The organism is Pelosinus fermentans JBW45, assembly GCF_000271665.2.
Lineage (GTDB): Bacteria > Bacillota > Negativicutes > DSM-13327 > DSM-13327 > Pelosinus > Pelosinus baikalensis.
Genome location: NZ_CP010978.1, coordinates 533,542 through 548,238 on the forward strand (window position 1 = coordinate 533,542; position 14,697 = coordinate 548,238).

The window sequence follows — 14,697 nt, forward strand, 5'->3', positions numbered from 1 at the left end:
AAATTACAAAAGGTGGTTGGTAAAATGAAAGAAGTTGTAATTGTGAGCGCAGTTCGTACTGCAATTGGTGCTTATAATGGCAGTCTTGCGAATGTTTCTGCTGTAGAACTGGGAGCATTGGTCATTAAGGAAGCGATTAAAAGAGCTAACATCGATCCATCACAAGTAAGTGAAGTCATTATGGGCAATGTGCTGCAGGCTGGATTAGGGCAAAATCCTGCTCGTCAAGCTGCTCTTAAAGCAGGGTTGCCGATTCAGGTTCCTGCCTTGAGCATTAATAAGGTATGCGGTTCTGGTTTAGAAGCTGTGAATTTGGCAGCTCGGACTATTTTAGCTGGCGATGGGGATGTGGTAGTAGCCGGTGGTATGGAAAGCATGAGCAATGCTCCTTATTTACTGGAAAAAGCACGGCGCGGTTATCGGATGGGGCATAGTGAATTAATTGATTCCATGATTAAGGATGGTCTATGGTGTGCCACAAATGATTATCATATGGGTATTACTGCAGAAAATGTAGCACAGCAATATGAAATCACTCGCCAGTTGCAGGATGAGTTAGCAGCCAGCAGCCAGGAAAAGGCACTAGATGCCATTCTGAAAGGTCGTTTCGAAGATGAAATCGTCCCTGTAGTGATTCCCCAGAAAAAAGGCGACCCTATTGTTTTTGCTACCGATGAACATCCCAAAAAAGGAACTACCGTTGAGAAATTAGCAGCATTACGTACTGCTTTTAAGAAAGATGGCACTGTAACAGCGGGAAATGCTTCTGGTCTGAATGATGGAGCTGCTGCATTGGTTGTGATGTCCTTGGATAAAGCGAAGGAACTAGGTCTTACACCAATAGCTCGTTTTGTTTCTTCTGGCTCTGCTGGCGTTGACCCCAGTATTATGGGGATCGGACCAGTGCCTGCGACGCAAAAGGCACTGGTTAAAGCGGGACTGACAGTAGCAGACTTGGATTTAATTGAGGCGAATGAAGCCTTTGCCGCTCAATTTCTAGCAGTGGGTAAGGAATTAGGTTTCGATCAGAGCAAGGTAAATGTAAATGGGGGGGCTATTGCTCTTGGACATCCAGTGGGTGCGAGTGGTGCCAGAATTTTAGTGACACTGTTATATGCCATGAAACAAAGAGATGCGAAAGTGGGCTTGGCAACACTATGCATTGGCGGGGGCCAAGGCGTAGCAACAATCGTCGAAAACATGTAATATACGAGTGGCTGCCATATTTCCAATGCAGCCACTCGTTCTTTTTTTAGTGGTAGCCTAATATCCTAATATAAGGGGGTTAAGAACGGTTTCTGCTCATTCTTTGCCTGTTCACAGCTGCATATAGAGTTGTTTTCCGAGAGAGCGCTATATTCTTTAGAAGGACTTTAGTGTATAATGGTGAATAAATACTATAGTGCCATATACAAGAGTGGTTATTTTGATAACACTTGTATATTGGCTTAATATAAGGACAAAATATGGAATGTCTATAGTGAGAGGAGAGATTTTTTATGCAAATAAAACGTGTTGATTCAACTATTAATACAAATAAACTGCAAGAGTCGAAGGAATTCTATATGAAGCATTTTGACTTTCAATTAGTATATGAAAGTGACTGGTACATAGAATTAATTGCACGGGACTTGCCGACAAATGGTATTAGCTTTACATTACCCCAAAGAGAAGAAGGCGAGTTCTTTAATGGAAAGGGTTTAATTATTTCCTTCCAGGTGGATGATGTAGATGCTGAATATAAGCGGTTAAAAGAAGAAGGCGTTATTATATATCAAGAGATGCAGGATAAGCATTGGGGTGAAAGAAGCTTTGTAGTGAATGATCCAAATGGTATTCATCTATACATTTATACACCAATTTCCCCAACGCCCGAATACCAAAAGATTTATGATTCTTTTAAAAATGATTAAGAATTGAAAAAAAAGCAGCCACTTTTGAAAAGTGGCTGCTTTTTTAATCAGAATTTATAAATAACCCCTTCGCGTCTTTGTGGTTCGATTTTTTTGTTTAAAGTATATCAATTTTTTCTATTTCGTAATCACTATAATAGGTTCGAATGAATGATTAGAAAAATTTAACAAACAAGTATAGGAAAACCAAGAAAAATGTCGAAGATTATGTAATAATAATTCTTTTATTTCAAAAATTCCCTAAATTTCCAGGTATTGATGTTTTTTTTATATCAATAGATGAAGATGCTGAATCAGGAGTGATTATGATGAATAGAGAATATATACCAAAAAGTCCATTGGGTATTGCAATTATTTATATTTTATTAGGCAGTGTATGGGTTTTGTTTTCTGATAGCATGATTGAGCAGATATTTAATGATATAAAGATCATCACTACTTTATCCATAGCAAAGGAATGGTTTTTTATTTTATGTACGGGTTGGTTACTCTATCGCCTTATTAAGCAGTCTCAAAAAACATTGATGACACAAAATATTGCTCTTGAGGTTTTAGGCGAAGAGCGTTTAGCGTCAGAAGAAGAATTGCGGCAGCAGTTAGACGAATTACTCAGTCGTGAAGAGGAAATTCGCAGACAAAACTTAGTGCTGGTTTCGTTAAATGAAACTGCTTTGGGGCTTATGAACCGTCTAAATTCAAATGAGTTATTAAGAGATATTGTTGTAAGTGCAGCGAAACTTATTAATACGCCTCATGGATATGTATGTTTAATCGATGAAGAACAGGGAGTTTGCAGAAGGCTAATCGGTACAGGGGCCTATGAGGGGGAAACTGGTCGGCTGGATAAGCTGACGGATGGGCTGGTTGGGGAAGTGTACAGGATTGGGGAAATTAAAATGGTTGATGATTATAGTACATGGGAGAAACGTTTTACAGACCCCTATTTTGACAATATGCATTGTACGGTACAGGTGCCTTTTAAGTCAGAAGGAAAAGTATTTGGTACATTAGGTCTGTCCTTTGCTGAGCCAGAAAGAAAGTTTACGGTAAGTGAACTTGATTTATTAACACGTTTTGCTGAATTAGCTTCCATCGCTCTTGATAATGCCAATTTATTTACTACTTATAAGAATGAGCTCATAGAGCGCAGACAGACCCAAAAAGCCTTGCAGATTTCTCAAGCCAATTATCGGGCGATATTTGATGCGGCCAGCGATGGAATTATTGTTCATGATGCTGCTACAGGGGAAATTATCGATAGTAATCAAAAAGTTGAAGAATTGTATGGTTGTTCTCATGAGGAAATGATTTCACGAGATAGACTGGGTAATCAGCAATTACCTTATAGTGGAGATGATGCTTTAGAATGGACTCGCCGAGCTGCTGTAGGGAAATCACAGCTATTTGAATGGATGATTCAAAGGAAGAACGGAGAAAGCATCTGGGTGGAAATTAATTTAGAAAATGCCGAAATCGCTGGAAGACAGTGTATATTATCTGTAATCCGTGATATTCGGAGACGAAAGCGAAGAGAAATCGAGCTTCATAAAATTCAGAGTAACAATCAGGCATTGATTAATGCCATTCCGGATAATATGTTTCTTATACGGTGTGACGGCATCATAATGGATTGCAAAATAAATTGTCCGCATTTGTACTATTTATGCTCTGATGAAATTATTGGGGAAAGTGTTTTTCAAGTCTTTCAGCCAAACCTTGCCAAACAGACGATGAACGCAATCGTGGAAGCGATTAAGCGTGGCAAGTTGCAAATCTATGAATTCCAAATGACAAAGGAGCAAAACCAATATTATTTTGAAGCACGGATTGTACCAAGTGGTGATGAAGAAGTTCTGACGATTGTTCGTGATGTAACGGATCGAAGGCAAATCGAGGAAAAACTAGCTTATTTGAGCCATCATGATGCAATGACTGGTTTATACAACCGGGCCTATTTCGAAGAAGAAATGCGAAGAATGGGTGCTATACGCAATGTGGCTGCAGGGATTATCATTTGTGATTTAGACGGCTTAAAACTTGTGAATGATACGTTAGGTCATAGTATGGGAGATGAAGTTTTAAAAGCTGTCGCTGATGTTCTTAAAAAGGCATTTCGTCCAAAGGACTTAATTGCGCGAATTGGTGGGGACGAATTTGCCATACTGCTTCCTTCTAATTCACGATCTGCTTTTAAAATTGCTTGTTCTCGTATTCATAAGTTAATCGAAGAGTACAATGGCAATAGACCCATTGTACCTCTTAGCTTATCTATGGGATTTGCTGTAACCAAAGAAACTCCTACGGATATGAATGCTTTGTATAAAGAAGCAGATAATTATATGTACAGAGAAAAACTGCAGCGTCATCAAAGTAACAAACATACAATTGTTCAAGCATTAATGAGTGCCTTAGAAGTTCGAGACTTTATTGCAGGTGGGCATGGCGAGCGCATGAAGGAATTAATAGTGTCTTTGGCAAATGCCGCGGGTTTACCTAAGCAAAGACGTGAAGATCTTCGCCTTTTTGCTCAATATCATGACTTGGGGAAGGTTGGAATCTCTGATGAGATTTTATTTAAGCCGTGTCCTTTGACGACAGAAGAATATACAATTATGAAACAACATTCAGAAATTGGTTATCGTATCGCTCAAGCCACTCCTGATTTAGAGCCGATTTCGGAGTGGATACTAAAGCATCATGAAAGGTGGGATGGAACAGGATACCCTTTAGGTATTGAAGGTGATGAAATTCCTGTGGAATGCCGTATTTTATCCATTGTAGATTCTTATGATGCTATGACCAATGATCGTCCTCAGCGCAAAGCAATGAGTCATGAATCTGCAATCGCCGAACTGCGCAAATGCGCAGGCAGCCAATTTGATCCTCATTTAGTGGAGTTATTTATACAATTACTAGTTTGAAAAATGAAAAATATTGAACCGCAGAGGCACAGAGAGCACAGAGAAAGATAGAAGGGGTTAAAAAATATCCCTCAGTGAACTCTGTGTCTCTCTGTGCCCTCTGTGTTAACGTTCTCTTTGCGGAACTCAAAAACATAAAGCCCTTTGTGTCCTTTGCGTCTTTGTGGTTCCTTTTTCGTTTTATTTGTTTTAAAGAGTACGCATTATTTATAAAAAATAAAATAAATTAAAACAGGAATATGATATGAGTATGTCCAATATAGAAAAAAAGGAAAATTTTTACAATTGAATAAACCTCCTCATAAAAAAATAGTCATGCTGGGAAGTGGTCGTGCATAGTATAGGAAATGGGCTGCATGAGTTTTTTGTGGCATGGGTAGAAAACGAATGGGGGATTTATGTTATGCGTAAAAAGGAATGTATTGCTATGATTTTAGCAGGTGGGCAGGGAAGCCGGCTGGGAAACCTGACACGTAAGATTGCAAAGCCTGCGGTGCCCTTTGGCGGTAAGTATCGTATTATTGATTTTCCTTTAAGCAATTGCCACAACTCTGGAATTGATACGGTGGGAGTTTTGACCCAGTATCGTCCTCTGGCTTTGCATAGCTATATCGGAATCGGTAGTCCATGGGACTTGGATCGCAGAGATGGCGGGGTGTATGTTTTGCCTCCTTATGCCCAGGAAGGTGGTGCAGAATGGTATAAAGGAACAGCGGATGCAATTTATCAAAATTTAAATTTTATTGATATGATCAACCCCAATTATGTATTGGTCTTATCAGGTGATCATATTTACAACATGGATTATTCACTGATGCTGGATCATCATAAGAAACAAAAAGCAGAAGCTACTATTTCGGTGATTGAAGTACCTTGGCATGAAACCTCACGCTTTGGCATTATGAATACGGATGAACAGGGCAGAATTACAGAATTTGTTGAAAAACCTAAAGAAGCGAAGAGTAATTTGGCTTCTATGGGAATTTACATTTTTAACTGGCGTTTATTGAGAAAGAGTTTGGAAGACGACCGTAAGAATGCCCTTTCCAGCCATGATTTCGGCAAAGATATAATCCCTAAGTTATTGATGGATGGTCATCGTTTATATTCATATTATTTTAAAGGGTATTGGAAGGATGTAGGCACAGTAGAAAGCTTTTGGGAAGCGAATATGGATTTATTGGCGGATGAGCCAGAGCTGGATTTATATAATCCTAATTGGCGGGTTTATTCTGTAAATCCTACCAGGCCGCCTCATTATATTGGCGCTACGGCAAAGGTCACTCGTTCTTTGGTGAGTGAAGGCTGCTCAATTTTAGGTGAGGTGGAGCATTCTGTAATTTTTCCCGGTGTACATATTGAGGAAGGGGCCATAATTAAGGATTCTATTGTTATGCCCTATGTTACCATTGGCAGAGACGCGCAGATTTACCGAGGGATTATCGGACGAAAAAGCTTAATCGAAGAAGGTGCTTTGATTGGTTCAATCAATCACGAAGGTATATGTGTCATTGAGGAAAACATCGTCATACCTAGTGATGCTGAAATTCTAGAGAATCATATGATAAGTAAACAAAAACAGGTGGGATAAGATGCAAAACGTTATGGGAATTATTAATTTGAATCTTGGTCAGGATGTTTTAAAAGAGCTAACTATGGGAAGGCCATTAGCGGCTCTTCCTTTTGGCGGCAGGTATCGGTTGATTGATTTTATTTTATCCAATATGGTGAATTCAGGAATGCAGAATGTAGGGATTTTGGTGCAAGATAAATACCGGGCATTAATGGATCATTTGCGTTCGGGGAAGGAGTGGGATCTAGCCCGAAAAAGAGATGGGTTATTTATTTTACCTCCTAGCCCTAATCCTTGTTCATCAGGGGGATCCCGGGGAAGTGTGGAAAATTTTTATAATAATTTAGACTACATTGAAAGCAGCAGGCAAGAATATATGCTGATTACTGGCAGTCATATTGTCTGCAACTTAAATTATCGTAAGGCTTTTAAGTTTCATAAAGATATGAATGCAGACATTACAATCTTATATAAGGAATATGATGCAGAGGATGAACTTGAACTTTCCCAATATACCTTCCTGGATTGTCAGCCTGACGGCCGAATTAGCGACATGGGCAGCCAATCATCTAGAACTGCATCCCGTAAAGTTTCCATGGAAATGTATCTGATTGAAAAAAGATTATTGGTAGAGTTGATTAAAGACTGCCAGGCACGAGGCGGCTGGGATTTTGTAAAGGATGTTTTAATTAAAAATGTAGATAAACTAAAGATGTTTGGTTATTCTTATAAGGGGTATGCGGCCAGGATTGATTCAATAAAAAATTATTATCGTCATAATATGGATTTGCTAAGGCCGGAAAAGTGGGAAGAATTATTTTTCAAATCAGGACTTGTGTATACCAAAGTAAAGGATGAAGCCCCGGTCAAGTATAAGGAAAATGCCAGAGTCTTTAATACCATGATTGCCAATGGTTGCATCATTGAGGGACGAGTGGAAAATAGTATATTATTTCGTGGTGTTAAGGTACATAAAGGTGCATATATTAAGGATAGTATTATTATGCAAAAATGTGAAATAGCTGAAAATGCGATTATTGAAAATGTAATCTGTGATAAAAATGTTTGTATTACTCGAGGGAAATGGTTAAAAGGGGAGAAGAGCTATCCTTTGGTAGTGTCAAAGGGAACTATAGTATAAGTACAGCGGAGTGAGCAAAAGATTATCCTTCAGAATTAGTCATTTTCAGGAGGTTTTTTTTGTTGATGGATAAAGAAGGATTTAAAGAAGCTTATAGCAAAAAGTTACAAGCCCTGCATGGTAAAAGTCTTGAAGAATCCAGTATTCACGATCAATATATAGCGTTGGGGAGCCTGCTGCGGGATTATATCAGTCCAAATTGGATAAAGACCAATCAGCAATATAAGGCCAACGGCGATAAACAAATCTATTATTTTTCAATTGAATTTTTATTAGGTAAATTGCTGGATATGAACCTGCTCAATTTAGGAGTGAAAGAGGTTTGCCACACTGGACTTGCAGAACTGGGGATTGATCTATCTGTATTATTGCAGGAAGAGCCGGATGCAGGACTTGGCAATGGGGGGCTTGGGAGACTTGCTGCTTGTTTTCTGGATTCCATGGCAGCCTTATCACTTCCGGGGCATGGCTGCGGTATTCGATATACCTATGGATTGTTTGAGCAGAAAATAGTAAAGAATTATCAAGTGGAATTACCGGATAACTGGTTAAAAGATGGTTATATATGGGAATATCGTAAAACGGATAAAGCAGTAGAAGTTGCTTTTGGCGGTCATGTAAGAAGCGTAGTAAAAGCAGATGGCAGAACCTATTATCTTCATGAAAATGCGGAAGTGATATTAGCGGTTCCTTATGATATTCCTATGATCGGATACCAAAATAATACGGTCAATACTCTTAGGTTATGGAGCGCGGAATTAGCACATAACGATTGCTATTTTACATTCCGTAATCGGAATGAATTCTTAAAAGCGATAGAATATAAGAACTCAGTCGAGCGAATTTCTAAGTATTTATATCCCGATGACACACATCCCGAAGGGCGTCTGCTGCGATTAAAACAGGAATATTTTTTTGTTTCAGCCGGATTACAAAGTATTCTAAAAAGATTTAAGTCCGCTAATAATAGAATTAAACTATTTCCTGATAAAATTGGCGTACACATTAATGATACGCATCCAGCCTTAGCTGTTCCGGAATTGATGCGAATCCTAATTGATGAGGAGAATCTCGGTTGGGATGAGGCTTGGCAGATTACAACTAAGACCATATCCTATACCAATCATACTGTGCTGCCTGAGGCTCTTGAAACATGGCCCGTGGAGATGTTTCAGAACTTGCTGCCTCGGATTTATATGATAATCGAAGAAATTAACCAGCGATTCTGTAAGGAACTTTGGGCAAAATATCCTGGACAGTGGGGGCGTATTCGAGATATGGCAGTGATTGCCGATGGTGTAATACACATGGCACGTCTAGCGGTAGTAGGCAGCCATAGTGTTAATGGGGTAGCGAAGCTGCATTCGGATATTTTGCAACAATATCTGATGCATAATTTTTATCAATATGATCCTGTTAAATTTCATAATAAAACCAACGGCATTACTCACCGTCGTTGGTTATTAAAAGCCAATCCGCTACTTACGGATTTAATTAATAATGCAATTGGAACCCACTGGATTGCTGATCCAAAAGAACTGCTGCTGCTGCGTAAATACTCCCAAGATACTGCTTTTAAAGAACAATTAGCGGCCATAAAGCTGAAGAATAAAATAAAGCTGGTTGATCATATTTATAGTCATTATGGGATATCTGTGAATCTTCATTCTATCTTTGATATACAAATCAAACGGATTCATGCTTATAAACGCCAAATATTAAATGTATTGCATATTATGCATCTATATAATGAATTAAAAACAAACCCTCAATTAGACATGGTACCGCGCACTTTTATTTTTGCTGGAAAGGCGGCACCAGGCTATTATATAGCCAAACAAACGGTCAAATTAATTAATATCTTAGGAGCTGTCATTAATCATGACAAAACAATACAAGATAAACTAAAAGTAGTTTTCATGGAGAATTATAGTGTCTCCTTAGGGGAAATGCTGTTTCCTGCAGCCGATGTGAGTGAGCAAATTTCTACTGCCAGCAAGGAAGCTTCTGGAACCGGAAATATGAAGTTTATGATGAATGGGGCTATTACAATTGGAACATTAGATGGTGCTAACATTGAGATCAAAGAAGCAGTTGGCCCGGAAAATATTATTATTTTTGGTCTCACAGCTCAGCAAGCTCTTGATTACTATAAGCATGGAGGCTACAATGCTTGGGATGTCTATAATGAAGATATGCGGGTCAAAAAGGTAATTGAGCAGCTGGTAAATGGGTATCTGCCTGATGAAAAAGAAGAATTTAGACCCCTGTATGATTATATACTGCGTAATAATGATGAATTCTTTGTTTTAAAGGATTTTGCAGCTTATGCTGATGCTCATCAACGGTTAAACGATAAGTTTCGCCAGAGACAGAATTGGCAGTCTATGTGTCTGGAAAATATCGCTCATTCTGGTTTGTTTTCCAGTGATAAAACAATACGGGAATATGCTGCAGAAACTTGGCATCTGGGGAAGTCAACTATAAGAGGATAAAATAGCAGCGAGAGTATACTTGTGTGTAAAGTGTGCTCTCGTTTTATAATGATTTCGCGGAATATTGTAATGATGCAGCATGAATTTACAAAAAAATGCAAAAATTTTTATTCAAAAAAAGCAGGGATTTTCTGAACAAATGGACAAGTAATACGATAAGAGAAATCATATAATTTTTTTACAAAACAACAAGATAATCCCATACCGTTAAATATAAATAAATATTGTAATTTTGAATAAGGGGGACAGGCTGCATGTTAATGGATAAAGATGAATTCAAAGCCATTTTTGTAAACAATCTGCAAACGATGTTTGGTAAAGGGATTGAGGAAGCGTCTATTAATAATAAATATATGGCCCTAAGCCGAGTTATTCGTGATTGCATTAGTAAGAATTGGATGGAGACGAATAAAGAGTATAGTGAGACGGGTGTAAAGCAGGTTTACTACTTTTCCATGGAGTTTTTACTGGGAAAAGCACTGGATATGCACTTAGTCAATGGAGGAGTCAAGGAAATCTATCGAGAGGCCCTGGAAGAACTAGGGATTGACTTAAACGAACTGGAAAAACAAGAAGCAGATCCAGGTCTGGGGAATGGTGGATTAGGTCGTTTAGCAGCCTGCTTTATGGAGTCCATGGCAGCTGTTGGAATACCGGGACATGGCTGCGGCATCCGCTATACTTATGGTTTATTTGAGCAAAAGATTGTAGATCATAATCAAGTGGAATTGCCCGACAATTGGCTGCAGGATGGTTATCCCTGGGAATTTCGAAAAGCGGATAAAGCGGTAGAAGTCAAATTTGGCGGTACCATTAAAAGTAACCAGCAAGGAGAGCGATGGGTATTTACTCATGAAAATTATGAGGCTGTATTAGCAGTACCTTATGATGTTCCCCTTGCTGGTTATCATAATAATACAGTGAATACGCTGCGGCTGTGGAATGCAGAATCGTTATATGACGGTTTTGATTTTACTTCCTTTAATCGGGGTGAATATTTAGAAGCAATGGAGTATCGGTCCTCCGTTGGTTTAATATCGAAAATATTATATCCGCAGGATAATTTTTATGAAGGACGTCTCTTGCGCTTAAAGCAGCAGTACTTCTTTGTTTCTGCTGGACTGCAGAGTATCATTCGGCGCTACAAGAAGAGGTATACCTCCATGAAGCAATTGCCGAAAAGAGTAGCTGTTCATATTAATGATACCCATCCAGCCATCGCTGTACCTGAGCTGATGCGTTTATTGATGGATCAGGAAGAATTATCTTGGGATGATGCTTGGAAGATTACTACGGAAACCATTTCGTATACCAATCATACCATTATGCCAGAAGCCTTAGAAACATGGCCAGTGGAGATGTTTAAGTCGCTGCTTCCAAGGATGTATATGATTGTACATGAAATTAATGAGCGTGTGTGCCGCAGTTTATGGGATGCCTATCCCGGAGACTGGGAGCGAATCCGAAGCATGGCAGTGATTGCTGATAATATGGTCCATATGGCCAGGCTTGCTGTAGTCGGCAGTCATAGTGTAAATGGTGTTGCCCAAATACATACGGACATATTAAAAGAACATATTATGTCAAACTTCCATAAATTTTATCCCAAAAAGTTTAATAATAAAACAAACGGCATTACCCATCGGCGGTGGCTGTTAAAAGCCAATCCTGAGCTTGCCGGGATTATAACTGATTGTATTGGACCAAGCTGGATCACTGACCCTCAGAATTTAGAGGAATTTGGGCGATTTGCCACGGATAAGATCATACAAGAAAAAGTTCGGAAAGTGAAACACGATAATAAGAAGATATTAGCGAAGTATATTAAAGAAAAAACAGGTGTTACCGTAGATGCTCGTTCGATCTTTGATGTTCATATTAAACGTATTCATTCTTACAAACGCCAAATACTGAATGTCTTTCATATTATGGATTTATATAATCGATTAAAGGAAAACCCCTCTCTGGCCATTACGCCTCGGACCTTTATTTTCGCTGGTAAAGCAGCACCAGGTTACTATATTGCAAAACAGACGATTAAATTGATTAGTGTTCTGGCTTCGTTAATTAATAAGGATAAGGATATTAAAGGTAAGCTGAAAGTCATCTTTTTAGAAAATTATAGTGTCTCCTTAGGAGAGCTGCTGTTTCCAGCAGCCGATGTAAGTGAGCAAATATCAACAGCTAGTAAAGAAGCTTCAGGGACAGGTAATATGAAGTTTATGCTGAATGGAGCGGTAACCATTGGTACGCTGGATGGAGCAAATGTGGAAATCCATGATGCGGTGGGCGATGATAATATCTTTATTTTCGGGCTGACCAGTCAACAGGTGTTTGATTACTATAATCACGGCGGATATGATGCTTGGCAGGTGTACAACAGTGATATACGGATTAAGACAGTTTTAGAACAATTGGTTAACGGCTTTTTGCCTTATCAGAGAGAAGAATTTAGACCCTTGTATAATTCCTTACTTGCAGATAATGATGAATTTTTTGTCTTACGAGATTTTGATGCCTATGCAAAGGCGCAGGTCGAATTAGACAAACGCTATAAACAAAAAAATAAATGGATCGAAATGAGCATTCATAACATTGCGCAAGCAGGTATTTTCTCCAGTGACCGCACCATTTGTGAATATGCCCGCGATATTTGGCACACGAAACCTGTAGTCATTACCAAACCATAGTCTGTGAATAGTGATAGGGGAGGTATTATATGGCAGTTCCTATTTCACCAATCAGCCAAGAGGATTTATATTTGTTTCATGAAGGCAGTAACTTTCGAAGCTATCAGTTACTGGGAGCTCATGTTCTCACCGAGAATGGTGAACAAGGTGTGCGCTTTACTGTATGGGCACCAAATGCACAAGGAGTACGAGTTGTCGGAGATTTTAATGCCTGGCAGGGCAAGGGTCATAAGATGAATCGCGTAGGGGCATCAGGTGTATGGATGCTGTTTATTCCGGGTCTTATGGCAGGAGATATCTATAAATATGAAATACAGACTGCTGGCGGACAGACGCTTATAAAGGCGGACCCTTATGCTTTCTATGCCCAGCTTCGACCGGAAACCGCTTCTGTGGTTTGCAATTTAAACGGCTATCAATGGAAAGATACAAAATGGCAGTCAAGGAAGGCGAAACCAGTGAATCAGCAGCCTCTATTGATTTATGAGGTGCATTTAGGATCTTGGCGGCGAGGTGTAGACAACACTGTGCTGACATATCGTGAGCTGGCAGAGCTTCTTCCACAATATGCATCTTCTATGGGCTATTCGCACATTGAGATCATGCCTGTTGCCGAACACCCTTTTGATGGTTCTTGGGGCTATCAAGCGACGGGATATTATGCCATCACCAGTCGCTACGGTACGCCAGAAGATTTTATGTATTTGGTTGATGTCTGTCATGAATATGAAATTGGTGTGATCGTAGACTGGGTACCAGGGCATTTTTGCAAAGATGATCATGGACTTAGGCAGTTTGATGGTACTGCATTATACGAGTATGCTGATGCCCAGCGGGCAGAGAATAAAGGCTGGGGTACTGCCAATTTCGATTTAGGACGTACGGAAGTCCTGAGTTTTCTTATCTCCAATGCTGTATTCTGGCTGGATGTCTATCATATTGATGGTATACGGGTTGATGCGGTTTCTAATATTTTGTATTTAAATTATGGCAGGGAAGCTGGGGATTGGACACCTAATCAATATGGGGGTGATGGCAATCTAGAAGGGGCAGCTTTTTTGCGAAAACTAAATGAAGTTGTGTTTGCCCAGCGGCCTAATGTGCTTATGATGGCAGAAGAGTCAACTTCTTGGCCCATGGTATCTTGGCCGACCTATAGCGGCGGCTTGGGTTTTAACTTCAAATGGAATATGGGTTGGATGAATGATATGCTGCGATATATGGAAATCGACCCAGTTCATCGAAAATGGAATCATCATTTGTTAACCTTTTCGTTTATGTATGCTTTTTCAGAAAATTTCATTCTGCCTTTATCTCACGATGAAGTGGTTCATGGAAAGAAATCAATGCTCAATAAAATGCCTGGTGACTATTGGCAGAAATTTGCCAATCTGCGTGCTTTTTATGGCTATTGGATGGCTCACCCGGGAAAGAAATTGTTATTTATGGGCAGTGAATTTGGTCAATTCATTGAGTGGCAGGATCATGAGAGTCTGGATTGGCACTTGGTGGAATCCCCTATGCATGAAAAACTGCAGGAGTATTGCCGCAGGCTAAATCATTTTTATAAAAAGGAAAGATCTTTGTGGGTAGTAGATGGCAATTGGCAAGGATTTGAATGGATCGACTGCAGTGACTATACGCAAAGCGTGATTTGTTTTATGCGTAAGACTGCTAGTCCAGAGGAAACGTTAATTGTGGTGTGTAATTTTACACCTAACGTGCATCAGACATACCGAATCGGCGTACCTGCCGAAGGATCTTACCTAGAAATCTTTAATAGTGATTGGGAGGAGTTCGGCGGATCGGGACAAAAGAATACAGGAGTATTAGCAGCAGAAGAGACGGTTTGGCATAATCATTCTCACTCCTTGGTGATCACCCTTCCGCCCTTGGCTACTATCTATCTAAAAAAGACTAAGAAATGAGCGGAAGGTAGCGTCCTAGAAATAAACATAAAGGTG

8 protein-coding genes are annotated in these 14,697 nt (G+C 39.5%); all 8 read left to right on the plus strand.

The annotated features are described in order from the left end of the window. Window positions 1-24 precede the first annotated feature (24 nt). On the plus strand, window positions 25-1,206 hold the full coding sequence (locus JBW_RS02090; RefSeq protein WP_007958591.1) for an acetyl-CoA C-acetyltransferase: 1,182 nt from the start codon (window positions 25-27) through the stop codon (window positions 1,204-1,206). Window positions 1,207-1,499: 293 nt separating this feature from the next. After that, window positions 1,500-1,913, plus strand: a complete 414-nt coding sequence (locus tag JBW_RS02095) for a VOC family protein (RefSeq protein WP_007958592.1) — start codon at window positions 1,500-1,502, stop codon at window positions 1,911-1,913. A 305-nt stretch (window positions 1,914-2,218) separates the two neighbouring features. Continuing rightward, complete coding sequence (locus tag JBW_RS02100) at window positions 2,219-4,834, plus strand: diguanylate cyclase domain-containing protein (protein ID WP_007958600.1); 2,616 nt, start codon at window positions 2,219-2,221, stop codon at window positions 4,832-4,834. Between the two features lie 403 nt (window positions 4,835-5,237). Continuing rightward, the gene (locus JBW_RS02105; RefSeq protein ID WP_036681593.1) at window positions 5,238-6,425 is read left to right on the plus strand and encodes a glucose-1-phosphate adenylyltransferase; all 1,188 of its coding nucleotides are present in this window, start codon (window positions 5,238-5,240) and stop codon (window positions 6,423-6,425) included. A 1-nt stretch (window position 6,426) separates the two neighbouring features. After that, window positions 6,427-7,548 carry a glucose-1-phosphate adenylyltransferase subunit GlgD gene (gene glgD / locus JBW_RS02110; RefSeq protein ID WP_007958605.1) on the plus strand — a complete coding sequence of 374 codons (1,122 nt, stop codon included), beginning with the start codon at window positions 6,427-6,429 and terminating at the stop codon, window positions 7,546-7,548. Between the two features lie 65 nt (window positions 7,549-7,613). Continuing rightward, the gene (locus JBW_RS02115; RefSeq protein ID WP_007958607.1) at window positions 7,614-10,043 is read left to right on the plus strand and encodes a glycogen/starch/alpha-glucan phosphorylase; all 2,430 of its coding nucleotides are present in this window, start codon (window positions 7,614-7,616) and stop codon (window positions 10,041-10,043) included. 254 nt (window positions 10,044-10,297) lie between these two features. Beyond that, a complete protein-coding gene (locus tag JBW_RS02120) occupies window positions 10,298-12,733 on the plus strand; it encodes a glycogen/starch/alpha-glucan phosphorylase (RefSeq protein WP_007958609.1) in 2,436 nt (811 codons plus the stop codon). Window positions 12,734-12,762: 29 nt separating this feature from the next. Further along, on the plus strand, window positions 12,763-14,661 hold the full coding sequence (gene glgB, locus JBW_RS02125) for a 1,4-alpha-glucan branching protein GlgB (protein ID WP_007958612.1): 1,899 nt from the start codon (window positions 12,763-12,765) through the stop codon (window positions 14,659-14,661). The last annotated feature ends 36 nt before the right edge of the window (window positions 14,662-14,697 follow it).